General features: G+C 47.7%; 19 protein-coding genes and 1 other annotated feature. Of the genes, 3 read left to right on the top strand and 16 right to left on the bottom strand.

Translation table 11 applies throughout. The features are described from left to right. The first annotated feature begins 13 nt into the window (after positions 1 to 13). Positions 14 to 1,003, top strand: a complete 990-nt coding sequence (locus DW835_RS10150) for a radical SAM protein (protein WP_347559372.1) — start codon at positions 14 to 16, stop codon at positions 1,001 to 1,003. 5 nt (positions 1,004 to 1,008) lie between these two features. Here DW835_RS10150 and DW835_RS10145 read toward each other — a convergent pair whose 3' ends face one another. From DW835_RS10145 to metG, 8 genes are all read right to left on the bottom strand, one after another. Then, positions 1,009 to 1,983, bottom strand: coding sequence for a DUF6128 domain-containing protein (locus tag DW835_RS10145; RefSeq protein WP_118668839.1), 975 nt, complete (start codon positions 1,981 to 1,983; stop codon positions 1,009 to 1,011). Between the two features lie 51 nt (positions 1,984 to 2,034). Then, positions 2,035 to 3,123 (bottom strand): helix-turn-helix domain-containing protein, encoded by a 1,089-nt coding sequence (locus DW835_RS10140; protein WP_118538634.1) that lies wholly within the window; start codon positions 3,121 to 3,123, stop codon positions 2,035 to 2,037. A 287-nt stretch (positions 3,124 to 3,410) separates the two neighbouring features. Further along, positions 3,411 to 4,523: a sn-glycerol-3-phosphate ABC transporter ATP-binding protein UgpC gene (ugpC, locus tag DW835_RS10135; protein WP_022153948.1), complete on the bottom strand. Its 1,113-nt coding sequence runs from the start codon at positions 4,521 to 4,523 to the stop codon at positions 3,411 to 3,413. A 235-nt stretch (positions 4,524 to 4,758) separates the two neighbouring features. Beyond that, positions 4,759 to 6,252, bottom strand: a complete 1,494-nt coding sequence (locus tag DW835_RS10130; protein WP_118668840.1) for a sensor domain-containing diguanylate cyclase — start codon at positions 6,250 to 6,252, stop codon at positions 4,759 to 4,761. 43 nt (positions 6,253 to 6,295) lie between these two features. After that, the gene (locus DW835_RS10125; RefSeq protein WP_117466013.1) at positions 6,296 to 7,006 is read right to left on the bottom strand and encodes a DUF624 domain-containing protein; all 711 of its coding nucleotides are present in this window, start codon (positions 7,004 to 7,006) and stop codon (positions 6,296 to 6,298) included. Between the two features lie 22 nt (positions 7,007 to 7,028). After that, positions 7,029 to 7,511 (bottom strand): GNAT family N-acetyltransferase, encoded by a 483-nt coding sequence (locus tag DW835_RS10120; protein WP_117466014.1) that lies wholly within the window; start codon positions 7,509 to 7,511, stop codon positions 7,029 to 7,031. 36 nt (positions 7,512 to 7,547) lie between these two features. Next, positions 7,548 to 8,489, bottom strand: coding sequence for an alpha/beta hydrolase (locus tag DW835_RS10115; protein WP_117466015.1), 942 nt, complete (start codon positions 8,487 to 8,489; stop codon positions 7,548 to 7,550). A 187-nt stretch (positions 8,490 to 8,676) separates the two neighbouring features. Next, the gene (gene metG / locus DW835_RS10110) at positions 8,677 to 10,686 is read right to left on the bottom strand and encodes a methionine--tRNA ligase (RefSeq protein ID WP_118668841.1); all 2,010 of its coding nucleotides are present in this window, start codon (positions 10,684 to 10,686) and stop codon (positions 8,677 to 8,679) included. A gap of 240 nt (positions 10,687 to 10,926) precedes the next feature. Further along, positions 10,927 to 11,189 (bottom strand) — a binding site (T-box leader). A 124-nt stretch (positions 11,190 to 11,313) separates the two neighbouring features. On the opposite strand from metG, the gene DW835_RS10105 reads away from it, so the two are divergent. Next, entirely contained in the window at positions 11,314 to 13,548 is a 2,235-nt protein-coding gene (locus DW835_RS10105; protein WP_182430297.1) for a GGDEF domain-containing protein, read from the top strand. Between the two features lie 48 nt (positions 13,549 to 13,596). Here the strand turns inward: DW835_RS10105 and DW835_RS10100 are convergent, their stop codons facing one another. From DW835_RS10100 to DW835_RS10070, 7 genes are all read right to left on the bottom strand, one after another. After that, positions 13,597 to 15,342: an alpha-amylase family glycosyl hydrolase gene (locus DW835_RS10100; RefSeq protein ID WP_118668843.1), complete on the bottom strand. Its 1,746-nt coding sequence runs from the start codon at positions 15,340 to 15,342 to the stop codon at positions 13,597 to 13,599. 16 nt (positions 15,343 to 15,358) lie between these two features. Beyond that, complete coding sequence (locus DW835_RS10095) at positions 15,359 to 19,018, bottom strand: glycoside hydrolase family 2 TIM barrel-domain containing protein (protein WP_118668844.1); 3,660 nt, start codon at positions 19,016 to 19,018, stop codon at positions 15,359 to 15,361. A gap of 67 nt (positions 19,019 to 19,085) precedes the next feature. After that, positions 19,086 to 19,640: a phosphatase PAP2 family protein gene (locus tag DW835_RS10090; RefSeq protein WP_117466020.1), complete on the bottom strand. Its 555-nt coding sequence runs from the start codon at positions 19,638 to 19,640 to the stop codon at positions 19,086 to 19,088. A gap of 76 nt (positions 19,641 to 19,716) precedes the next feature. Beyond that, positions 19,717 to 20,367, bottom strand: coding sequence for a ribulose-phosphate 3-epimerase (gene rpe / locus DW835_RS10085; protein WP_117466021.1), 651 nt, complete (start codon positions 20,365 to 20,367; stop codon positions 19,717 to 19,719). Positions 20,368 to 20,505: 138 nt separating this feature from the next. Further along, positions 20,506 to 21,624, bottom strand: coding sequence for a peptidoglycan recognition family protein (locus tag DW835_RS10080; protein ID WP_117466022.1), 1,119 nt, complete (start codon positions 21,622 to 21,624; stop codon positions 20,506 to 20,508). 95 nt (positions 21,625 to 21,719) lie between these two features. Then, a complete protein-coding gene (locus DW835_RS10075; RefSeq protein WP_118504197.1) occupies positions 21,720 to 22,814 on the bottom strand; it encodes an SGNH/GDSL hydrolase family protein in 1,095 nt (364 codons plus the stop codon). Between the two features lie 69 nt (positions 22,815 to 22,883). Beyond that, positions 22,884 to 23,720: a 1,4-beta-xylanase gene (locus tag DW835_RS10070; protein ID WP_243037123.1), complete on the bottom strand. Its 837-nt coding sequence runs from the start codon at positions 23,718 to 23,720 to the stop codon at positions 22,884 to 22,886. A gap of 266 nt (positions 23,721 to 23,986) precedes the next feature. On the opposite strand from DW835_RS10070, the gene DW835_RS10065 reads away from it, so the two are divergent. Next, a complete protein-coding gene (locus DW835_RS10065; protein WP_118731071.1) occupies positions 23,987 to 24,850 on the top strand; it encodes a radical SAM protein in 864 nt (287 codons plus the stop codon). A gap of 139 nt (positions 24,851 to 24,989) precedes the next feature. Here the strand turns inward: DW835_RS10065 and DW835_RS10060 are convergent, their stop codons facing one another. Next, positions 24,990 to 25,904, bottom strand: a complete 915-nt coding sequence (locus DW835_RS10060) for an AEC family transporter (protein ID WP_118668847.1) — start codon at positions 25,902 to 25,904, stop codon at positions 24,990 to 24,992. Positions 25,905 to 25,959 lie beyond the last annotated feature (55 nt).

Raw genomic sequence — 25,959 nt, 5'->3', positions numbered from 1 at the left:
GAGGTTATAGATTGTGTCAGGCGATATGTCATCCCCTTTTTTGGTTTCCAACAGCATAGCATCCGTTTCCGGCGATCTGGCTCCCCAAGATGCCGCATGGTTCCGGAAAATCATGTCCGACTGCGTCCTGTGTCCCAGGGCCTGTCATGCCGATCGCCTGGATGGTGGCGTGGGATATTGTGGCCAGACGGCAGATATTATGGCTGCCAGAGCCTCTCTGCATTATTGGGAGGAGCCCTGTATCTCCGGTACTTCCGGTTCCGGTACCGTCTTTTTCTCCGGATGCAACCTGCGCTGTGTCTTCTGCCAGAACCATAATATCGCTCTGGGGAAAGCCGGACGAGTCATCACTCCCGAACATCTGGTGAAAATCTTTCTACAATTACAGGAACAGGGTGCTAACAATATCAATCTTGTTACCCCCACACATTTTCTTCCCCAGATCGTCATTGCCTTACAGCAGGCCAAAAATCAGGGACTGTCCATCCCCATTGTATACAATACCGGCAGTTACGAATCTCCGGAGGCTTTACGCCATCTGGATGGTCTGGTGGATATCTATCTGCCGGATCTGAAATATTTTTCTCCGGAGCTTTCCGCTGCGTATTCGCATGCCCCGGACTATTTTGAGATTGCCTGCGCTGCCATTGCGGAAATGTACCGGCAGGTCTTAGATCCGGTCATGGATCCCGACACCGGGCTGATGCAGCGGGGGATGATCGTACGCCATCTGCTCCTGCCGGGACAAGCGAAAGACTCCAAGAAGATCCTGCGGTATCTCCATGAGACCTATGGGGATCATATCTATATTAGCATTATGAATCAATATACACCTCTTCCGCAGGTGGCAGATATTGAAGCACTCAATCGCACAGTGACACCGGAGGAATATGACCGGGTCCTGCGCTTTGCGGAGCGAATCGGCATTGAACAGGGCTTCCGGCAAGAGGGAAGTGCCGCCTGTGAAAGCTTTATTCCGGAATTTGACGAGCGGGGACTGTGATTCTCTCACAGTTCCACTGCGATCAGATAATATCCGAAATCCCCTTCCCATGCCGGTTCTCTGGTTCCTTCAAAACTTTCAAAGCCAAACATTCTGGCTACCTGTTTTTCTCTTTCATAAAAATTACCCGGGACTCCTATGTAATATTTCACTTCCCCAGAGACTTCCTGACGCATTAATAATAAATGTCTGTAATTATAATAGCCATGCAACAAAAAACTGTTGTGGGTCATCTGATAGCAACGCTCCCGCAACACAACGAAATCCTCCGGACCCACGGAAAGAAATTCTCTGGCATCCCGGAAGGGATGGATGTGGGGGTAGATACTGCTTAATTGCTCCCATTTGGTGTCTTTCATGTGGAGAGTGTGTTCCGTGGCAGTTTTTTTCGAGCTCCGGGCTTCCGATCCACTGACCATTTTTTCGTTTGCGACTACGGTTTCTGCCACTTTTTCGGTCTGTTCACGGGCTTGCCTGCCTTGCTCCTGCACCCGCTCCCGCTGCATCTCCCTATTTTGGGTTTCCTGCTGTTCTGTCTGTATCGGCCGCTTTGCCTGCTCCGGCTGGTTTCCACCTTGCCCCTGTCCTTCGATTTCCCCCACCGTAACCGGTGCAATCGCAGTCACAGGCGCAGGTACTTTCTTCGCACCAGCCGCTCCTGCAAACCGCCCTATGATCTCAAAATTACGTTCCAGGGGAATGCGTATCCCCAGTGTCGGCTCCCAATCCGCTTTTCTGGAAATTCTTTTTTCACAGGAAACGGTCCCCCGTTCTGCCGTCATTTCACATAACAGTTCTTCTCCGCTTTCCCGCTGCAGATACAGCATCATCTCCTTGCCAGACACGATCCCCTGTCCTCTCAGCTGCACCATCAGAATCTCTTCCTTTTCCCAGCTTTCCAGCTTTGCATACCCGGCTCCCCGGATCCGTTGCCCGTTTTCCTGTAATTCCAAATAGCTGATCTGTTTCCGATATGACATAAAATCCCCCCCGTATAAAGTTTCTATCTAACTTTATGCGAGGGGTTGTCCTTAATATTCCTGGCTGTCCAGATATTTCATATAATTTACGACCATCAACGCGATCTTGAAAGTCAGTGCATCATCAAAGCTCCGCAGATCCAGGCCGGTGCTCTTCTGAATCTTCTCAATACGATATACCAGCGTATTACGATGCACGAACAACTGTCTGGAAGTCTCCGACACATTCAGATTGTTTTCGAAGAACTTGTTCAGGGTGTTCAGGGTCTCTTCATCCAGATCCATAGGTACATTGTCACCGAAGATCTCCTCAATAAAGATCTTGCACAGATTCACCGGCAGCTGATAGATCAGACGTCCGATTCCCAACGTGCTGTAGGCGATCACCTTTTTCTCTACGTAGAAGATCTTGCCTACATCCAGTGCCATCTTGGCTTCCTTGTAGGACTTGGATACGTCCTTCAATTCCTGTACCACGGTGCCATATGCCACCTTCACATCCAGAAGAGCCTCCGCATTCATCATGGCTACAATAGTCTCGGCCAGTTCATGCAGTGTCTCAGGTGTGGTGGTGCTCTCAACAGATTTGATCAGGATCAGGCTGGACTCATCCACCGCTGTTACATAATCTCCCGCCTGCGGGGAAAACATGCCCTTCAGCACTTCAGATACAATGCCATCTTTCTCATCCTTGGTCTCAATGAGATATACGGCTCTGGGACAGCTGACTTCCACATGAAGTTTCTTCGCCCGATTGTAAATATCTACCAGCAACAGATTATCCAACAACAGGTTCTGAAAGAAATTATTCCGGTCAAACCGTTCCTTGTAGGCAATGACAAGATTCTGGATCTGACTGACAGCAATCTTACCCACCATATATACGTCATCCGTCATTCCCCGTGCCACCAGTACATATAAAAGATCCCCTTCGTCACGGATCTTCAGAAGGTGATGTACTCCGATCACCTGGCTATCCGCCGGAGAAGCCGCAAAGCCTGTGATCAGATCTGTGGTTATGTCATCCTTTTCCATGGTAGATGCCACTTCGGATCCGTTCAGATCATAGACTCCGAGGTCTACCTTAGTGATTGCTTTTAATTCATCAATGCTTGTCTGTATAATCTGGCCTGTAATCATATTGTCCACGCCTTTCTGTAGCATAATCTATATCGAATTCTTCGCTCTTCGCGTTCTCGATTTCGCAACGTCTCTTCGCATTCCGGACTATCGTCCTCCCTGCTCATATCCATTCGTTCTGTTCATAGGCGAAAAGCTCCACCTGCAAGCAGTCTCGCTTTTCATCTATGTCAGAACTATATATACTTAGTATATCTGATTTACTCACCTCGTGCAAGCAAAATGCATAAAAAAAGCCCTGTCTGCATTCACAGACAGGACCTTGAAATCTCTTATGAAACTTAAGACTAGTTGGTAATAACCTGCTCGGTCTCTTTGTCGAATACGTGGATCTTCTCAACATCCAGAGCGAACTTAACGGTATCGCCAGGTCTTGCAGTGGTACGAGAATCTACTCTTGCGGTCATAGGGAACTCGTCAAGATCGAAGTACAGATATACTTCTGCACCAAGTAACTCATAAACCTTGATGGTAGAGGTAAATACGCTCTGAGGAGAGGTCTCGATGTACATCTCGGAATCATATACGTCCTCAGGACGGATACCGAAGGTAACAACCTTTCCATCGTAACCGCCATCGATCAGCTTCTTGGACTTAGCGGGAGGAAGGGGAATGCTGTGGCCTGCGATTACCAGGTTAGCGATGTCGCCTTCTACCTTAACAGTAGCATCCAGGAAGTTCATCTGCGGAGATCCCATGAATCCTGCTACGAACAGGTTGCAGGGCTTCTCATACAGGTTCTGAGGAGTATCTACCTGCTGGATAACGCCGTCCTTCATAACAACGATTCTGGTACCAAGGGTCATAGCCTCAGTCTGGTCATGTGTAACGTAGATGATGGTGGTGCCCAGTCTCTGATGCAGCTTAGCGATCTCGATACGCATCTGTACACGCAGCTTAGCATCCAGGTTGGACAGAGGCTCATCCATCAGGAATACCTTAGGGTTACGAACGATTGCACGTCCCATAGCAACACGCTGTCTCTGACCACCGGACAGAGCCTTGGGCTTACGATCAAGCAGCGGAGTCAGATCCAAAATCTTAGCTGCTTCCTTAACCATCTTATCGATCTGATCCTTGGGAACTTTTCTCAGCTTCAGACCAAATGCCATGTTGTCGTATACGGACATATGAGGATACAGAGCGTAGTTCTGGAATACCATTGCGATATCTCTATCCTTAGGCTCTACATCGTTAACTACTCTGTCACCGATCTTCAGTTCACCGGAAGAGATATCTTCCAGACCTGCGATCATACGAAGGGTGGTGGACTTACCACATCCGGAAGGACCTACGAAAATGATGAACTCCTGATCTGCGATCTCAAGGTTGAAATCCTTAACAGCTTCGAAACCGTTAGGATATACTTTGCAGACATTCTTTAAAGATAAACTTGCCATTTGAAAATACTCCTTTCATATTTACCAATGTTATTTTCTCTCATTGTGAAACGATATGTCTCGTTTGAATCTGAATTCAGTATAACGAAAATCACGAAAATGTGCCATACCACTATTTCACAAAGATTTTGAATCATATTGTAAGAATTGCTTATAAAGTTTGTTTTTTTTCGAAATGCTTGTCAGATTGAACAAATCCGCCCGCATTTCTTGGACATATTCCACAAGAATCGCCCTACTTTGTCTCATTTTCCGGCTTTTTATAGAAGCTAAGCTGGTTTTTGCCATGTCTTTTTGACACATACAGCGCATTATCTGCGGCTTTGTACAGTTCCTCGAAAGACTTGCCGTCCCCGGGGAAGACCGCTGCTCCCACGCTGGCCGTTACGGAATATTTTACATATTCTCCCACTTCAAACTGATGGAAGAACTGTTCGATCTTCCTGCCTTCCCGTTCGATCATACTGATCTCGCGGATATCCTTCAGAAACACCATGAACTCATCGCCACCGGTACGACCCACGATATCCGTAGCCCGGAACATGGATTGCAGACGTACTGCCAGGCTGCGGAGCACTTCATCTCCGAAGGCATGTCCCATAGTATCATTGATCTTCTTAAAGTTATCAACATCCAGTACGAACAATACGCCCTGCTTGTCCGGGTACTTTTCCATGTATTCCCGGATCTTACGCTCTGTGGCCATCTTATTGTTCAGATCCGTCAATAGGTCGGTATCTGCTTTATCCTCCAACACCTTACTGTGTTCAGAGGCTTTGATGCGTACCAGAATATTGATTGCGGTGATAATAATAAGCGCTACTGCAATGGAAATACTGATCTTGACGATCAGATTCGCAATCGGGCCGCGGAAGGACTGTTGAATACTGGACAGATAGGATTCATCAATGCCTACCACCAGATTCCAGTCTGTATCCGCAATGGGGAAATGACAGAGAATCTTACCTACGCCGTTCTCATTAACATGCAGTATCCCATTGCTGCCCTTCTGCTGCTGTCTTTCAAACAGGGTCCAGCTTCCCAGGCTTTCCGAAATATCTTTCAGGGAATTCCAGAAATCATTCTGCAAAATAGCCGTTCCGTCAGTGGCACCGTAGCATGCCATAATGGTTCCGTTCCGGTTGACCAGAGAGAAAAACGCCTTGTCACCATATACAGAATTGTCGAAGAATTCCTTCATGTCATCCGGGTTCATATAACTGAGCAGATATCCGGTGACATTTCCGGATATCGCAATCGGACACACATAGATAAAGGCAGTCTGTCCGTTGATCCCATCCGTGCCGGCATAAATATAATGGGCGGAGGTTCCGCTGATGCTGCCGTAATAGTTTAACTCCGACATATCGAACTCCCGGCGGTCACTCAGCATTCCTTTTCCGTTCGTAGCACAATAAGCAGACATATAGGCGTTGCTGGCTTTTACAATGGTGTCCAGCTTCTCATATACAAAAGCATCACTTCTGTCCGGCCGGCTCGCCATAATGTTTGCCATGGCACTCGTGATATCTCCCAGTGCCCCCAGCTTGTCATCTACTCCCGCGGAATAGTAAAAGCCGATCTGCTCTGCCTGATCATCCACCACCGTCTGTATGGCTGAATTCATTTTATTATTAAATTCGTAAATACTCAGAACCAGTGCAACAACCAGCAATGCGCAGGGAAAGACCCACTGGAAAACAATTTCCCAAAATTTTCTCTTTTGCATACTCCGAACACCTCTCGTCTGATGCCCCCGCAGGACATTTTTGTTACTTCACGTCTGTTTTCAGGCTTTCATCCAGTTCATCATGGAATACTCTCTCATCCTCTTCCGGCGAGATTTCCGGTGCAGGCTCCTGTTCTGACAACAACTGATCTTCCAGCTTCTGGAAGAATTTATTGTACAGCATGGCAGAGGCATAAGCCGGCAGCGAAAAACCAAACAGGAAAATAATGGGTATCAGTCTTAAAGATACCAGATAAATAATCAACGGGAAAAATGCCATTACGAACATCACAACTGTCTTGGGCAGCTGTAAAATACTCATGATAAATGCATTTCGAATGGTTCCCATGATTGTATTGTCAAATTTGGCAAGTACCGGAAATACATATAAAGAAGTGCAGATCACCAGCACTCCTGCTGCCATGATCAGTACCACCAACACCTGACTGAACTGCATTCCGGATTTGGTAATAATGTAGTAATCACCGCCAAGGATCGCCGCTACCAGCATAAGCAGCAACCAGATCAGGGTTGCCTGACGGAAATTGGTTTTAAAGGATTTAAAAAAGCTTCTTGTAATATAACTCTCCTCGTTACGCACGATCTTCAATGCCACATAATGCATGGAAGTCAGCGCAGCTCCAGCGGTAATGACAGGGATGCAGCAGATCAGTGTCAGAATATTGAGCCACATCAGATCTGCCATTTTGTTCAGTACATTCATTAAAGGGCTATCCAGGTCAAAAATTTTCATTTACATCTTATCCTTTTCTGTTTTATAAAAATTTTTCCATGGGGGTCACACGTATTCCGGAAAATGCCTCCTCTTCATGTACCGCATGAAACCCCAGTTTTCTATAGAACTCTACGGCATACGGAGCTGCTTTCAGCGACATATACCGTTCCCCTTCCTCTTTTTTCAGATATTCACACATTCTTCTCATCAGATCCCGTCCGATTCCCCGATGATGATACTCCTCATCGACAAAAAGAAGTGATAAATGATTATAATTCCGCACGGAAGCCGCTCCGATGACTCTCTCACCGTCCAGCGCCACCATCATCTGGTATCTTCCCTGCAGGAACGACTTATAGAGGTGTTCATCCGTAATAAAATCATAAAAGTTACGGATTCCCTCCTCTGTATAATCCACCGCCTCAAATTTTAAAAATGTCTTCCAGATCATATGCATGGCAGGAATCCAGTCTTTGTCTTCCGCCCATCTGATCTCGTAAGTGCCCACTGCCGTATCCGACATGATGCACCGCCTCTCTGATCCGAAAGCTTTCCGGTCTTAATCCAGTCCCGGAATCTCCCTACGGATCCATTGATAGATGTCCTCCATGGCCTGTTCACCGTCTTCCTCATTCAAAAGCTCATGTCTGTCATTCTCGTACAGTTTGACGGTAATATTTTTCACACCAGCCTTCTTCAGAGAATCACATGCCTTCCGGACACCCTTACCGTAATCTCCCACCGGGTCCTCGGCACCGGATACCATAAGGATTGGCAGGTTCTGCGGTACCTTCTCCAGATTCTCCTGCTTCTGCAGTCTGCGGATCAGTTCAAACAGCGTCTGGAACCCGTTCACAGTGAAGGTAAATCCACACAGCCCATCCGCTATATAGCGGTCCACATTCTCCGGATTCCGGCTCAGCCAGTCACTGGATGTCCTCGGAGCATCGATCCGCTTGTTATAGCCGCCGAAAGCAGCCTTGTCAATAAAACGGCTGATATGCTTTGAACCACAGAACAGCTTCTGTATGCCTGCCATGGCTTTGGAACAAAGGATCAATCCCCCGGACTGCATTCCCGTTCCGACAATTACCGCCCCGTCGACTCCCTTACCGTAACGACACAGATAATTCCTCGTAATAAAGGAACCCATACTGTGTCCCAAAATAACATAGGGCACCTCCGGATAGCTTTCCTCTGTGATCTTCTTCAGCCGATGTACATCCCTTACCACTACCGTTGCCGGATCCTGTTCGCAGAAGTAACCGTAAGTGCCGCCTTCCGCCACAGATTTTCCATGTCCGAGATGGTCTTCTCCGGTAACAAGGATTCCTCTGGCAGTCAGAAATTCAGCCAGGTTCTCATAACGCTCCACATACTCTGCCATTCCGTGCACTACCTGCACAATGCCTTTTACATTGCCGTCATCGGGAGTATATCTCACTGCATGGATACGGCTTTCGCCGTCCCGGGAATCAAAGTAAAATTCTTCCTTAATCATAGAACCTCCTTGGTTACGGAAAAATCATAGGACGCACAAAACAAATGTCAATTTTACAGCCATCTGCTTTGGCATCCTATTCATTATATATCATTTCTTATAAAATTTTAAGCCCTATATTGCTTTTTTTGTAAAATAGTAACAGTTCATCCCGCCTCATTCGTAAAGTTGCGTTGTCATATACTATTTAACAGATCTCTGCTCCGGCAGGCATATTCTTCTCCGGGGTGACCAAAGCCAGATTGCCTTCCGCGTCTTCTGCGCACAGGATCATGCCCTCGGACATTACTCCTGCCAGTTTCGCAGGCTTCAGGTTCACCAGTACCATAACCTTCTTGCCCACCATTTCCTCCGGGCTGTAATGTGCCTTGATGCCAGAGACGATCTGACGTACCTGACTGCCGATCTTCACCTGGCTGCACAGCAGCTTCTTGGACTTGGGCACTGCCTCACAGGAAATGATCTCACCTACCTGGAACTGCATTTTTGCGAAGTCGTCATATTCGATCTCTGTCTTAGGCTCAATATCGATGGCTTCCTGCTCTGCCTTTTCTGCCTCGGCATTTGCCTCTTCCGCTTCATGCTCCGCTGCTGCCTTGATCATGGCTTCTTCCAGCTCTGCCTCTTTTTTTGCTACATCCTTCATATCCAGACGGGCGAAGAGGATCTCAGGCTGATCTGTCACCCTGTTGCCGCTCTCATACAGGCCGAACTGCTCTAACTGATCAAAGTCACGCAGGGAGGTATTCAGCTGTTTTGCGATCTTCTCTGCGGTTTCGGGCATATAAGGCTCTAACAGGGATGCGCCAATGATAATACCTTCCACCAGATTGTACAGAACGGTAGCCAGACGATCTGCCTTGGCTTCGTCCTTGGCCAGTACCCAGGGTTCGGTCTCATCGATGTATTTATTACAGCGTTTGAAGATGCCGAAGATCTCGGTCAGGGCATCTGCTACTCGCAGTTCTTCCATTTTGGCTACTACTTTTGCATAAGTGCCGGTCACAGTCTGTTTCAGATCGGCATCCACTGCTGCATCGTTCTCGGTCAGCTGTACATTCCTATTCTCTACTACACCGCCAAAATACTTGTTGCTCATGGAAATGGTACGGTTCACCAGGTTGCCCAGGGTGTTGGCCAGATCGGAATTGGTACGCTCTGCTACCAGTTCCCAGGTCAGATTACCGTCATTTTCAAAAGGCATCTCATGCAGTACATAGTAACGTACTGCATCTACGCCGAAATAATCTACCAGATCATCCGCATAGACCACATTTCCCTTGGATTTACTCATCTTACCACCGCCCATAAGAAGCCAGGGATGTCCGAATACCTGCTTCGGCAGGGGCTCACCCAGTGCCATCAGGAAAATAGGCCAGTAGATCGTATGGAAACGAATGATGTCCTTGCCGATCAGATGCAGGTCTGCGGGCCACAGTTTCTTGTACTGCTCGGTGCTGTTGCCATCTGCATCGTAGCCGATACCGGTGATGTAGTTGGTCAGTGCATCCAGCCACACGTAGATGACATGCTTGGGATCGAAGGTCACCGGAATGCCCCAGGTAAAGGAGGTACGGGATACGCACAGATCCTGCAGTCCGGGGAGCAGGAAGTTGTTCATCATCTCGTTCTTACGGGAAACGGGCTGAATGAACTCGGGATGCTCATTAATGTGCCTGATCAGTCTGTCTGCATATTTGCTCATGCGGAAGAAATAAGCCTCCTCCTTGGCAGGCTTTACGACACCGCCGCAGTCCGGGCACTTGCCGTCCACCAGCTGGGACTCGGTCCAGAAGGACTCACAGGGAGTACAGTACATTCCCTCATAGGCTCCCTTGTAAATATCTCCCTGATCGTAGAGACGCTTGAAAATCTTCTGCACCTGCTTCTCATGATCCTCATCCGTGGTACGGATGAACTTATCATAGGAAATGTTCAGCAGATCACACAGTCCGCGGATCACACCGGCGATCTTATCTACATGTTCCTTGGGAGTGATGCCGGCTGCCTCAGCCTTCAGTTCGATCTTCTGTCCATGCTCGTCAGTACCGGTCTGGAAGAAGACATCATAGCCCTCCTTTCTCTTGAAACGTGCGATGCTGTCAGCCAGTACGATCTCGTAGTTGTTGCCGATATGGGGCTTCGCAGATGTATAGGCAATCGCTGTGGTAAGATAATATTTTCCTTTGCTTTCCATTGTGTCTGTTCTCCTTTTCTACTCCTATAACACTATCTAATGCCACACGGATTGCTCCGCGCTTTGCGCTCCCGCAATCCTACCCGCCATTCGCATATCGAAAGGCTTACGCCTCTCTTCTATGCTCATATCGGGGCAGGTCATCAAGACAGAAAATTACTCTCGTGCAAGCACATCGTAATTTCTGTCTTGTGACCTTGTTGGCATTAAAAAAGTCTCCTCAAAGAACCTTATGTTCTTCAAGAAGACGAGCGTTATCTCGTGTTACCACTTCTCTTCGTCTGTACCTCACAGTACAGACCTCTTCGGGTCCGTAACCCTATCCGCTGTAACAGGCGGATCCTGTCGCAGCCTTGCTTCTACCGTTCCTATTCTCCCCGGTATCCGTTCGGTGCGCCGCTCAGAAGCCATCTTCTCTATCTGTCCGTTCCATTCCTCTCAGCCTTACGGAATGTTCTCTGTAAAACTTCTATGATAAATACTCTCTTCCTCATTGCATTTGCGTATTCTTACAGTAGCACAGGAAATCCGGACTGTCAATGCAGTTTTTGTTGCCATGCAATCGTAAATGTGTATAATGGTATATTATATAAGGTAATTTTTATAACATACATAAGAGGATATAAAATGAAAAAAAGTAAATTACCAAAACAGGCCTTGATCATTCTGAGCATTGCTCTGGTGCTGGTAATTTCCACAGTTATGTGGAGTTCTGCCCAGATCACACAGGATACAGAGGAAGAAGTACAGTCCACTCTCCGGGATGTTGCCACGCAGAACGCCCTGATCGTACAACAGGAGCTCCGTGAAAACTTCAACTTATTATACAGCCTTGCCGATGCGATCAGCGTTTCCCCGGATGCAGTCAATGCAAAATCCATTGCTGCACAGTTGGGATCTTTTATCTCCACCTATGAGTTTAAACGGATCGGTTTCGTCTCACCGGACGGTCAGGTGATAACCACCGATGGCTATGTACAGGATCTGTCCAGCAGAGATTTTTTTAAGGATGGTATGCAGGGACTTCCTGGTATTACCAATACCCTCCAGGATCGCCTCGGTACTCCGGAACCCATCAATGTATTCAGCATTCCTGTGTATGATCAGAGTGATTCCATTATCGGTGTTTTATTTGCCACCTATCGGAACCAGCATTTTGAAGAAATTTTAGGCGTGCAATCCTTTAATAATCAAGGATTCAGTTGTCTGGTAAATCAGGACGGTGACCTGATCGCCACATCTTCCAATGCACCGGCTTCCCTGCAGGAAGCCGACCGTATGTCCGATTATCTGACTCAGAATGCCCGTAACGACCAGCCCTTGCAGGATCTGCATACGCTGCTTCAGAGTTCTTCTTCCAACGGTGGTTATTTCTATGGAGGCAGTCAGAAGTATTATTACTATGCGGCTGCAATGGACAATCTCCGCAGCGACAGACAGTGGTTCGCCCTGACTATTGTTCCCGATCAGGTACTTTCCAGTCGTTCCGCTCCGATATTGTTTCAGGTGCGGCTGCTGATCCTGCTGATCATTGTGATCGCCGGAGTCGGTACTTTTGCTTTTGTGCACAGTATCCGGACACGGCGCAGGCAGTTATATCGTCTGGCTTATGTGGATCCTCTGACAAATGGTGATAATTTTGCCTGCTTCAAGGAGAAATTATCACACCGCAACGGAGACAGCGGCTTCTATGTTGCCCTGGATCTTCAGGATTTCAAGCTGATCAATAATACCTGTGGTGTGGCCAAGGGTGACGAAACACTGTTGGAAGTATGGAAGCTCCTGCAAACCGGTACACATCTGGGTGAATTTTCTGCCCACATCAATGCAGACCGGTTCATCCTGTTCCTGCGGGATAATGACCGGTGTACCTTAGAACCCAGATTGGAGTGCCTGTGTCAGGATATTTCCAATCTGTCCACAAAGCTTAATATTCCGAAACTGTTCCCACTGTGCGGCATCTATGAGACCGCCGATCATAAGGAAATCGAGCAGAATTACGGCAAGGCTGTACAGGCCAAGTATCCGATAAAGGGAAAACGTACCAGACATTATGCTTTTTATGAAGATCTGGATATCAAACAGCTCTCCGAGGATCGTCTGATGGAAGATGTCTTCGAAGACGCCCTGAAGAACGGAGAATTCCAGCTGTGGTATCAGCCGAAAGTAGACCCCGTCACCGGAAACATTCTGGGAGCGGAGGCTCTGATCCGTTGGAAGCGCCCCGACGGCACCATGCTCTCCCCCGGGAAGTTCATTCCATTATTTGAGAAAAACGGTAATATCACAACACTGGATGAATATGTGTTCCGCACAGTGTGCGCACAACAGCAGAGATGGCTGCAGGCCGGAGCAACATTGTATCCGATTTCTGTAAATATTTCCAGAGTCAGCCTATACTACAGCAATGTGGTAGATAAGTACCGGGAGATTTTGAATTCTTTCCAGCTGGATCCGAAATATGTTCCGTTAGAGATCACTGAGAGTGCTACCATTGATAACAGTGATATTTCCTCCCTGATCGAGCAGTTCCATGAAGCGGGATTTACTTTACTGCTGGATGATTTCGGAAGCGGTTATTCTTCTCTGTCTTCGCTGAATGTCATGCATTTCGATACGATCAAGCTGGATAAGAGTCTGATCGATTACATTGGTGACCGGAACGGTGAAAAGCTGCTGTTGCATATCACACAGCTGCTGCAGAGCTTCGGTATGACTATTACCGCAGAGGGTGTAGAAACTTCGGATCAGGTAGAGTTTCTGAAGAATCTTCACTGTGATGATATTCAGGGTTACTACTTCTCGAAGCCGTTACCGGTAAACGAATTTGAAGATTTTGTAAGAAAGCATACAGGTCTGTAGGGTTCGCCCACAGACCTGTTTTTGTTCCTGTATTCTGTTTTGCTCGTCTTATTCTTCTCCCAGGATCAGGATCGAATAAGCCGGAAGCGTAACTACAGTACCGGCACGCTCCGCAGTCTCTTCTCCGGTATAAAGTTCCCCCAGCAGTACCAGTTCCTCCGCTGTGGTGCCTCCTACGGTAAGTCCGGTCAGATCCACGCTCACAGCCTCCGCAGAGGTATTTCCCAACAATAATAAGTTACTGCCTTCATAGCTTCTTGTCAGGGCAAAGCATTGTTCACCGGAATACTGCTCCAGATAAGCGGTGGTGCCTCTGGCGATCACTGGGTTCTGGTTGCGGACACGGATCACCTGTTTCACATAATTATAGATGGAATCGGGATCCTCCTGCTGTTCTTCCAGACTGTCAAATTTCATCTGAAAATCTTCCATATCCGCCGGTCCTTTACACATACCTGCAGCATTTTTGTCCTTGCTCCAGTACATGGGGGCCCGTTTGTTCTCGTCTTTGCCGGAGCCTTTCATGCCCAGTTCTTCCCCATAATAGAGGAATACATTGCCATTCATTAAGAGATTAAGGGCATTGCCCATTTTCGTCTGAGCTTCGCTATTCTCCCCGGCATAGTAGCCTGCACTGCGCCCCATATCATGATTGGTGTAGAAGGGAGCATTGATATAATCCGGATTGTACTGCGCATACATGCCCTGCTCTGTTTCCAGATTCTTTGCATAAGATGTTGCCGATGCCTTACCGTTCATCACATTGGCAATGATACCGGACTTGTCGGCAAAAGCAAAATCAAACATGCTGTCCACGCCGCTCTCATAATATTTGGCATAGGTATTCTGATCCGTCCAGCATTCACACACCAGATAATTCTCCGGATCTTTGCCATGAACATAATCCGCGAACCAGCTTAGAATTTCCACATTGTCCTCTGTGGATCCGGTAACATACTCTTTCACCGCATCCAGTCGGAAGCCATCCACACCCATATCCAGCCAGAAGTCCGCGATCTGCTCAAATTCCCGGCGTACCGTCTCATTCTCCAGATTCAGATCCGGCATTCCGTCCCAGAATCTCGCTTCATAATACCAGGCCGTTCCATCCAGCTGCGCATACCCGCCCTGGTATTCTCTGGAAAAATGGTAATAATCCATGTACGGGCATTCGGAACTATCCGGTTCCGCCCCTTCCGGCAGGCTCTTCAGATACTCCGCAGCCTGTTGGAACCAGGGATGGCTGCTGGAAGAATGATTCATTGCCAGATCCAGGATCACACGGATTCCACGGTCATGACAGGCCGTCAGCAACTCCTGAAACGTTTCCAGAGTGCCGTACTGCGGATCGATATTCTCATAATCCGTGGTATCATATTTATGATAGGTGACGGAGGGCATCACCGGCATGAGCCAGATACCATTGATTCCCAGATCCATATCTGTGGTATCATCACCGTCATTCAGGTAATCCAGCTTTTCCAGTACGCCCTGTAGATCTCCAATGCCATCACCGTCGCTGTCATAGAAGGAATATACGAAAAGCTCATAGTAGGTACGGTAGTTGTCGTCCGGGATCTGCAGTACCCGGTTGTCCTGCACCAGAGACGTGGTACTGCCGGTGCTGTCAGTGTTACTGTCCGCGCTCTCATCCTGTACGGTGGCAGTCTCATTCTGTGTACCGGCAGCAGACGCATTGCTGTTTTCTCCTTTGCTGCCTCCACAGGCAGTCAGAGACGCTGTCATTCCCACCACCAGTATTGCTGCCCATATTTTTCTGTTCCATTTGCTCATAGTTATCGCTTACTCCTCAGATCCGCTTTTTTTCAAACCGGAACCATTTGAAATCAAAATTGCATCCCGGCAGGAAAACGAAGGTCACATTCTGCTCTCCCGTCACTCTTTCCAGAGGGAAACGCAGTTCCCTATATTCCTCGCTGTGTGGGAAGGGAAGTACCTGTGTAGCTCCATCGGTAAACCTAAGCTGGATCGTATTCTGCTGTAAAGGAGTTCTTCCGCAGATGACAATGCTATCGGTTCCCGCTTCTCCAAAGTTCATATCCGTAAATTCGAGAGAGACATTATTGCCGATCTGTTCAACGGCATCCCCGGTTCTCACAAAGCTGTCACCATAGGTAACTCCGTCCGTGAGAGCACTCAGTCTTGCATAAGCTTTTTCCTGTCTGGTGAAATGAAACTCTTTCAGGAAAATTTTATTTTCTGACACTATTGTCAGTTTTGTTACACCCTTTAATCTCCGGGGCAATACGAAGGTATCCGGCTGGAAGACTTCCCAGATGCCCGGCTTCTGATAGGTTATTTCACCCACCAGTGTTCCCTGTGTCCCGGAACCGCTCTCTTCGGGCTCTCCCTTCCATATCTGAATCCGGTGGGGATCATTATCATTGGCAAAAATAGACAGCGTGATCTCGTCACTTCCGAATTCACCAAAGTCTAACGCTTCATAGACCAGTCCGGTAGGCTGTGCCTTGTCCGTTCCGGCACTGTTCTCCACTCCGCGGCTTACGTCTCCGCCAAAACTTCCGACATAAGAAATACCCGTCACCGGCTCATACGGAGAATGGAACGTCTGTCCCATGCCCTCCACTGCAAAGTCAAGTTGGGAAATCATTTTAATATTGGTTGTTCCGTTACAGGTCATACACCTTACCTGAAAACTGCCATCACTGACGCCTGTGATCCGGATGCTCTCGCCGTCTTCCAGTTCCTCCAGTTTTGCCACAGGGCTGGGGATACCGGAAGCATCAGTAATGCTCCAGAGAAGCTTACGGTCTGTGGCTTCCGTGGGATAGATACGGGTATGTAGCAATACATACGGCTTCTCCGGTGTCAATCTCATATAGGGAGCGCTCATTTCCAGTTTCCGCACCGGAACAAATCCGGGATCCACAAAGGCGGGCGGATATTCTCTGTTTTCTTCTGTTGCACAGACACCGGGACGAATCGGTGCTTCGACTGCCTGTAACGTCACTGTCGCCGTGCGGTGCCCGGCAGCTGCCGTTGCTGTTCCAGTGCCGGTTTCATTGGTCATGCTGTTCACTGTGGCTGCCCATGCATCCTCCACAGTCACACGAATCTCCCCCGGCGTAGTTTTTGCTGCGATCATAGCCAGTAATTTCCCCTGGAACAACTTACGCACGGTTCCCTTGTAGGCATCGTAATCGGCGCTGTCACCATTGTCCAGTCCCACCAGTCTTCCAGCACCTTCCACGGTCACTCTCACATAATCAGAGGCATTTTCCACAGGATATCCGTTCCGGTCCTCCGCTGAGATCTCCACAAAGATCATGTCCTCGCCGTCAGCATGCAAGGCTGATTTATTTGCTTTTAATACATAATGATCTGTGTTGCCGAAGGAATGTCTCTCCTGTCTGGCTATCTCCCTACCCGTTTCGTCATATGCCACGGCACAGATACTGCCGGGCGCATACGGTACTTTCCAGGAAGGCTGCAATACCGTTCCTTTCTGATGATCGATCTGCTGTTTTCCCTGTGACACTCCGTTTACGAACAGTTCCACCTCCGGAGCATTGCTGGTGATCCGCACGTCCACCTGCTGTCCCGGATTAAAATCCCAGTAGGGATATACATGGATCATGGGATCTTTTTTCCCATCCGTCCATTCCGAACGGAAGACGTAGTAGGAGTCTTTGGGAAATCCCGCCGTATCCATCTGTCCGAAATAGCTGTTTTTCGTCTGATAAGGGGTCGGCTCACCGATATAGTCAATGGCTGTCCAGATGAACTGACCACAGGAATAAGGGGTATCTCTGTCCATAGTGATACAGTATTCCGTATTTTTCGCCGCCCAGCTGGTAGTACTGTTGCCCAACGCAGAACACTGTTCGTCCGCTTCGATCAGATTCGCCCTCTCCAGCGGAAAATGATACACCCCTCGGCTCTGTACCACAGAGGAAGTCTCACTTCCGTAGATGATCCAGTCCGGATGCTTTTCATGGTGTTCCGCATAATATTTTTCCGCGTAGTTATAGCCCGCCACTTTCACGATATCCGCACATTTCTGGGCATTTTCCCAGGGCATGTAATTGGAACCGATCGTCACCGGTGCCACCTTCCGGTAATCCCACTTTCTGACTACTGCAAGGAGGCTACGGGTGATCTCCTGTCCATGGGCATCCGCATGGGTATCCGGAATCTCGTTGCCAATGCTCCACATGATAACGGAAGGATGATTGCGGTCTCTGCGGATCCAGCTGCGTACATCCTTCTCCATCCATTCCTTGAAAAATCTGGCATAATCATAAGGATTCTTTGCCATCTCCCACATATCGAACGCTTCGGATACGATCAGAAATCCCATCTCATCCGCCAGTTCCATCAGTTCCACAGCGGGCATATTGTGGGAAGTCCGCACAGCATTGACACCCATGGAACGCATGAGTTCAAATTTCCGGCGCATGGCTTCTTTGTGAAAAGCCGCTCCCAGTGCTCCGAGGTCATGGTGATCGCAGGCACCGTTCAGGCGCACTTTTCTGCCGTTTAATAAAAAGCCCCTGGCAGGATCAAATTGCATGGTGCGGAAACCGATGCGAAGATGTTCTTCCTGTGTGATTTCCGTCTTCTGTAAGGCTTCACCTGCTCCGTTCTCCCCGTCGTTCATTGGAAGTTTGCATAGACGAACTGTAAGATCATACAGATAAGGATCTGTGATGTCCCATTTCCGGGGATTATCCACAGGAATCGCCACAGATGTCTTCTCCTGTCCACCGGCGAGGGGCTGTTTTACCCGGAAAATCTCCCTGTTTTCCGTTTCTGCAGAGTTTTTACTGTCCCCGGCATAATGCAAGCAATATTCCAGTTCATAATTCTCAGTGATTGCTCCCCATTCCAGTTCCGTATCGATGGTCAGATCGTAGCCGTTTTCCGTCTCCACGGAGGAGGTATAGATACCGTCCAGCGGAATATGTGTCTCAGGCAGACGGATCATCCAGACATTACGATAGATTCCGGCACCGCTGTACCATCTGCTGTTGGGTGCCTGAAAGGTTACCCGGAGAACAACTTCATTTTCACCTTCACGCAGATGATCCGTAATGTCCCAGTCAAAGGTGGAGTAGCCGTATTTCCAGTCACCGAGGCACACGCCGTTTATATAGATGGAAGAATCCATGTAAACACCCTCGAAGCGCAAAATGACACGTTCGTCACATGTCGTGCAGGCATTACCTGCCACAGAATTTGACTGCTCCCGCAAGTTCTCCTGCGCCGCTTCGCCTGCACGCTTTACTCCGGATGCGGAATACACGAATTTCTTCCGATACCAGCCGATACTGTCTTCATAGAGGTTCTTCGTATCATAGATCAGCCAGTCGTGAGGCAAGTCTGCCGGCTGCATCTCCCGCTCCCAGAGAGTTCTGTCTTCCCAATTCACACCCAATGCTGTTTTTGCAAAATACCAGTTATCATTCCATAACGTTTTGCTGTTCATCGAAATTTCTGCCCTTTCTGTCCATATCGTTTCCTGTCAGATCCCTGCTTCTATAGTGCTGCTTTTCCTACCTGTGTCCCGTCTTATCGTTGTCTGATACGGTCTTCGCATCTGCCCGGTCTTCCAGACGTTTTACTATGTAAACTGCCAGTACTGCATCCAATGTTCCCAGTACCATGCCGCCCAGAATATCCGTGGGATAGTGGACAAAGAAATAAAGTCTGGAAAAGGCAATGACTGCTGCCATAAGCAGACTTAAAATACCCGCCTTACGATAATAACTGAAAATGGTCACCGCTCCGGCAAAACCGTTGGAAGTGTGTCCCGAAGGGAAGGAATATTCCGAAGGGAACGGAATTTTCAGCGTCACACCGGTGTCCACAGCACAGGGACGGGGTCTCGCGATCACATTTTTCAGGAACAAATTTCCCACAAGATAGGTGATTGCCATGGCGATTATCATGGTCAGACCGCATTTCCGGGTCTTCGGAATGCATGTCAGCACAATCGCAATGACGATCCATACCAGACCGCTTTCTCCGATCGTAGTAAAAAAACGCAGGATCTCTGTCAGCCATTCCTGATGGATCCCCTGAATCGCATGCAATATCTGTAATTCCATCCTTCGTTCCTCCTTGTCCGTCTTCCGGCTTGGTTATCGGCCGCTCCGTAATTTCACCGTCAGACATTCTTTTGAACTATTGTAATCTATTCAGAAATGCCTTTGCATTGGCTGCAATGTCATCCTTAAATACAGCGGAACCGGCTACAATGACATTGGCTCCTTTTTCCATGGCAAATGCTACATTGTCCAGATTGATACCACCGTCTACTTCCAGATCGGTAGACAGCCCCTTATCGTTGATCATTTTCCGGATCACCTGTACCTTATCCAGGCACTCCGGGATCAGCTTCTGTCCGCCGAATCCGGGCTCCACAGTCATTACCAGCACCAGATCCACCAGTTCCAGATAAGGTTCCACTGCCTCTGCCGGAGTGGCGGGCTTAATGGTGATGCCGGCCTTTTTGCCTGTGGCATGTATTTTTTCAATGCATCCCTCCACATCTTCTGTGGCTTCCAGGTGAAAATTCACCAGGTCCGCACCACAGGCAGCGAACTCTTCCACATAACGTTCCGGCTTCTCGATCATCAGATGCACATCGAGAAACATATCCGTGTGGGATCTGACAGCTTTTAATACCGGCATACCGTAGGAAATCGACGGTACAAACAATCCGTCCATCACGTCTACATGCAGCCAGGGGACTCCTGCTCCTTCCACAGCTTTGATATCCTCTCCCAGTTTCCATAAATCCGCCGAAAGAATTGAAGGTGATAATAAATTCATGTTACTCCTCATTTCTGCCCCGCAAGGCCTTGTCTGTTGCTTATTACCGTTCTATTCTAGCAAACTTGTTTTCGTAAAACAAGACTAACGAAAAGGAACCTTTTCCTTTTGGAAAAAAGTTCCTCCGTTCGCAATTCTCTATAGGTTTTTCACGTCTTCTTTCAGTTTGTTCCAGGCATCTTCATGCTCCGTATAGTAAATGGGACATTTCTTTCCGCCACAATCATAGTGGCGCAAGATGTCATCGGGTTGCAGGTCATAGGCATCAGTCAGCCATTTCAATAATTTGATCAGAGAATCATAGGTCTCCTGAGTAAACTGGCCGTTGTCCGCCTTGTAGCAGCATTCGATAGAAATAGAATCCTCATTGCGGGTCTGTACTGCATAGGCGATCTCGTCCAGAGGAACGCACTGAAGAATCTCGCCATCATAGCCAATGATAAAATGGGCACTGGCACTGCGTTCATGATTGTCTTTCAGCTGTTCGAAATAGCTGCGGTTCTGGGCCGCGCTGGTCCCAGGATTCGCCGTGTAATGTACAAAAATATTTTTCACTTCCGTCAGGGGATCTCCCGGTCTGGAATATTCATTCACGGTGAGAAAATCTTCTGTCCAGTTGGGATGTGCTGCATATACATCCGCCGGAAGTCCCTGGATCCGGGTTCCCGTGGTCTCCCCGATCTGTTTTTCGATCCGCTGCACAGCTTCTGCCGCAACTTCCACAGGAGTACTGGCCTCCGCAGTGCTGGCAGGTACTTCCAACAAATTTTTCAACATAAAGATTCCTGCAAGAATGCTGGCACACAGCAGGGAAATCTTAATATATCTGCGGATTCTTGCCTGTCTGCGGCGGCGCTGCCTCCCGGCTCTGACCCGGCGTTGTCTGACGCGGGTGCTGTAAGTATTGTCTTTGTAAACATTTTGCTCATATGCATTGCCCGGATGACCCTGCTCCTGCCGCCAGGCCTTGTTTTTCTGCTGTGCTGTCGTCGAATACTGCGGATGTGATTTCTTCCTTCCGCCTTCCTGCGGCATTGCCGATATGCTATGTTGTGACCGTTCTGTGCGTCCTCCGGTATGATTGCTTCGTGATTGATCGGCGTATCTTCCGGTCTGTCTGTCTTGCGGTTGTCCTACACGTCTTCCTACGTGTCTGACTATATTTTTTCCAGTCCGGTAATCCACCAGATACGGATTTCTTCGCACCTGTATCATTTCCAGATCCGGTTGTCTGCTCGAACGATTCTCCTGTGTCATATTGCTGCCCCCCAGAGTTAATTGCTTTCTTTGAGTCCCAGTTTAATCCGGAGTTGTCACATTTTTCGGCACATATTCCTTAAGATTTTATAAATTTATTGTTTAAAAAGTTCCAGCAAATACTTTTCTATCACCTGTGCTGCTTTGCGATGAGCTTTCACTCCGGGATGCAGGCGGCTGCCTACGGTGTCCGGTGTGGTGTTGGGAAGTTGTAAAAAGTGGATTCTGGTATCACCAGTCTGTTCCGCGTAGGTTTCCACCGCTTCACGGATGACGGGCAGGAAATTGTCTCCCAGCATACCATAGCCCCAGATGATCTGTGCCTCAGGATTGCAGTCACGCACAGCTTTCAGGAAATCTCGGATTGCTGTAGTCAGGATCTTTTTGACTTCTTTTATGTCACGGGTTCCTGCCCATTCTCTTACCAGTTCCGCTGCGGACTGGATTGCTGTGGCATCGTTGGTTCCCAGATTAATGATCACGGCATCCGGCTGCCATGCCTTGAAATCATAGTCTTCCAGTGCTCCCAGCGAAGCATTTCGCTCCCCGGTAAGCAATCCGCAGACCTGTTTATAATAGGGAGGAATCTTATTCTCTACAATGCCATCCCAGCCGGTGACGATTCCCCAGCCACTCTGGGACACCACACGATATTCCGCAGAAAGCGCATCCGATACCATACGGGGATACGTATTTTCCGCAGAGAAGAACGCACTGATCCAGTCTTCCTCACCTACCGGCCCCATAGTTCCCTCTCCACTGGTAATACTGTCTCCTACAAATTCCAGGCGATATTCAGGATCCGGCAGAACCAAAAATTTCCCATCTCCATATTGCAATCCCAAAATCTGTATCATGTGCAGCGGGTCCTGGTGCATAGCCTGTACTTCCTTCAGAATCCGTACATGCTTCGGCTTTCCTACTGTCATTCCTCGAAACAGGCATACTTCATTTTTCCCTTTATTAACCGGAAAACGGCTGATCTGGGCACCATTCAGTTCTACCGCCAGCCATGGCTCCATCGTGTCGTAATCAGCATTTACTTCCAGCCACAATTCACTGCCAGTATATAGAAATTCTATACCGCTGCCGGTCCAGAATAAATTGATCACATCTTTTCCCGTGGTCCGGCCCAATACCCGCACTTGCGGCAAATCCGCTATACTTATAATCTTTTTCTGCTGTTCCATTTTCCCATACCTTCTACTCTGTTTTCTGTTGCTTCGACATTTTCTGTTATGATCTTTCGATTGCCTGCTTTACTCTCTCCTGCCGTACTCTTCTGCGATCACATTCTCCGCAGGACGTCCGCATACCGCATAAGGGTTCAATCCTTCCAAATTTCCCGGCCAATCCCAGATGCCGAAGCCTTTCACCCAGTCACGTTTTCTGCAGGCTGTAAACATTGCCCGGTACCAGTCCGCCTGTTCCGCATCATCCTCTTCACCCTGCAGTTCCCAGTTATTCGGAACCTGCGCAGAACCATGAATATTCATGCAACCCGCTTCCGAAAACAAAAAGGGCTTCTGAAATTTTTTCATAACCTTTTCGATCCGGTCTAACTGGTTGTCCCAGTCGTCTATGGGATAATATCCGCTGGACGCAATCACATCCACGGCATCCCACCATGTAATATGATCTTCTCCATATTTGTCGCAATTATAACCGACAGGTCCGTCATATACCGTCCGTACTTCTGCGATAAGTTTTCTCCACTCTGTCTCCCGGTGCTCCGTCATGGTCATTTCACACCCCGCCAGGAACAATTCACAGCCTGTCCGCTGCGCAATCTGTGCATAATGTTTCTGAAAGGCAATGTGACTCTCGAACCAGTTGCCCCATTTGGGTTCGCAAGGTACATCATGGTCAAAAAAGCTGATTCGTGCCCGCCAGACACCATTGTCACAATTCACCGTCGGTTTCAAAGCAACTTTCAGTCCCAGGCTCTGTGCATATCGAATCATATCATACAGTTCCTCATCCGTACAGCTTTTCTCCCCATCATAACGGATTTCCTCACTGTAAGGTGTTTCCTGCATCCCCGATGGTGTGAATATCACCCAATTCGTATGGATCCTTCGTACCATTTCCTCCATACTTTTTCTGGATTCTTCCGAACCCAATACTCCTCTGTGCGGAAAAACCGCAAAATTCACAGCGCGAAATGCCTCCATACAATACCTTCCCTTCCAAGTATCCCATTTGTGTTTCATTTCCTGTATTGTATCATTTTTAATTTTATTTAGCTAGTAAAATTAGCTTTTATTTGCCTAAATTTATTTTCCTGCATTTCATTGTGTTCATTCACACGATATGCTACCATGAAACTATATACAGTGCTTTCAGAAAGGAGCTATCTGCCATGCATTTTGTACAGGCAAAGGGGATTCTGTCTCAGAATAACGGAATGAATATTTATCGTGGATGCTCCCACGGTTGTATTTATTGTGACAGCCGCAGCAAATGTTACGGTTTTACACACGCCTTTGAAGATATTGAGGTCAAAGAAAATGCTCCTGAACTGTTGGAACGGTCGCTTCGTTCCAGGCGGCACAAGTGTATGATCGGTACAGGTGCCATGTGCGATCCGTATCTTCCCGCTGAAAAAGAGCTTCAATTGACCAGGAAGTGTCTGGAACTGATCGATCGATATGAATATGGTGTCACGGTACTCACAAAATCCAATCTGGTGCTTCGGGATCTCGATCTGCTGCAATCTATCAATAAGAAGACCAAGGCAGTCGTGCAGATGACGCTCACTACTTATGATGAAGATCTGTGCCGGAAGCTTGAACCGAATGTGTCTACTACGAGAGAGCGTTTTGAAGTGTTGATGAGATGTAAAGAGTTGGGAATACCAACTCTTGTGTGGATGACACCGATTCTTCCTTTTATTAACGATACCAGGGAGAATATAGAAGGCTTGCTTGATTATTGCCTGCAGGCAGGAGTTCAGGGGATCCTGGTGTTCGATGTTGGTGTCACGCTGCGGGAAGGCGACCGGGAATATTTCTATCAGGCGCTGGATCGTGATTTCCCCGGCATCCGACAAAAATATGTCAGTACTTATGGGAATGCTTATGATATTCCCAGTCCTCACGCAAAAGAACTTATGACACTGATTCAAAACACCTGCACAGCGAATGGTATCCTGTGTTCCCCGACGGAATGCTTTACTTACCTGCACGAATTTCCCGAGAGATATGTGCAGCAGACGTTGTTTTAGGTTCCAATGGCGATACTTTCTACAAAAAAGTTTAATATAGCCAACACAGTAAAATCGGGAGCTTTTGCTCCCGACATCTTGATAACGCAAAAAACGAGTATTTACATTCAGAATAGAACTGCACTCAGAAAATTGGTAGCTATAGCTTCAGCACCCAGAATAAAAACGGCATTGTGATCACAGAAAGCAGTGTAGTTAGGGCCACGCCCCTGGATGTCAACCGATAATCGCCATTGTACTGCTGTGCCAACATTACTGTCATGCTGCCTACCGGTGTTGCCATCATTACCAGACAAACGCCTCGGAATATAGGATCTTTGATAAAAAAGCATAGCCCCCACAGAAGCAATGCTGGTAATAATACCAGTTTTATTATAGAAAAAATGAGTAGGCGCACATCTGTAAATAAATCTCTTAACCGGGTCTGCGCCAAAGAGTCACCAATGACCAACATGCTTAACGGACCTGTGATGGCACCAGTGAAAGTTGCTGTATCTTCAAGGATCAATGGGACCGGAAGATTGGTGATATACAGAACTATCGCAATAATGCAAGAGCCTACGCCTATATTCACGAGTTGTTTCCAATTTATATTTTTCTGACAACCACCAATCTGCATTTTGTGGATGCCATAAGTATAGATCAAGACATTATATAACAAGTTGAAGATTACAGCGTGAATTATTGCATTGCTGCCATACATGACATCCAGCAAGGGATAACCCATAAATCCAATATTGGAAAAAAGCGTCATGACCTGATAAGCGCCGTAGTCCTCTCTGTCTGCATGAAGCAATCTGGGCAATAGTTCCGCGACAGCAAACATAATTGCAAAATAGATCAGCGCAACACCCAGAGTAAACAACAATTTTCCTTTATTCTCCAGTCTCTCAGGATTCATACCAGAGGCAATAATCAGCGCAGGATTTCCAATATTGATTACTATACTTGAAATTGTTTTGCCTGTAGTATCTTTAAACACACCGATTTTCCGACAGATATATCCGATGAGCATAATCAAGAAAAACATTATCATTTTTTGGAGTAAAAGCATACAACACCTTCATATAGTAAATATATAAGCTCGCAAATTATACGTTCTTACAAAT

The organism is Clostridium sp. AM34-9AC (assembly GCF_003480225.1).
GTDB classification, from domain to species: Bacteria; Bacillota; Clostridia; order Lachnospirales; family Lachnospiraceae; genus Acetatifactor; species Acetatifactor acetigignens.
The sequence above is the reverse complement of the archived record's forward strand: the minus strand, read 5'-3'. Positions and strand labels throughout refer to the sequence as shown.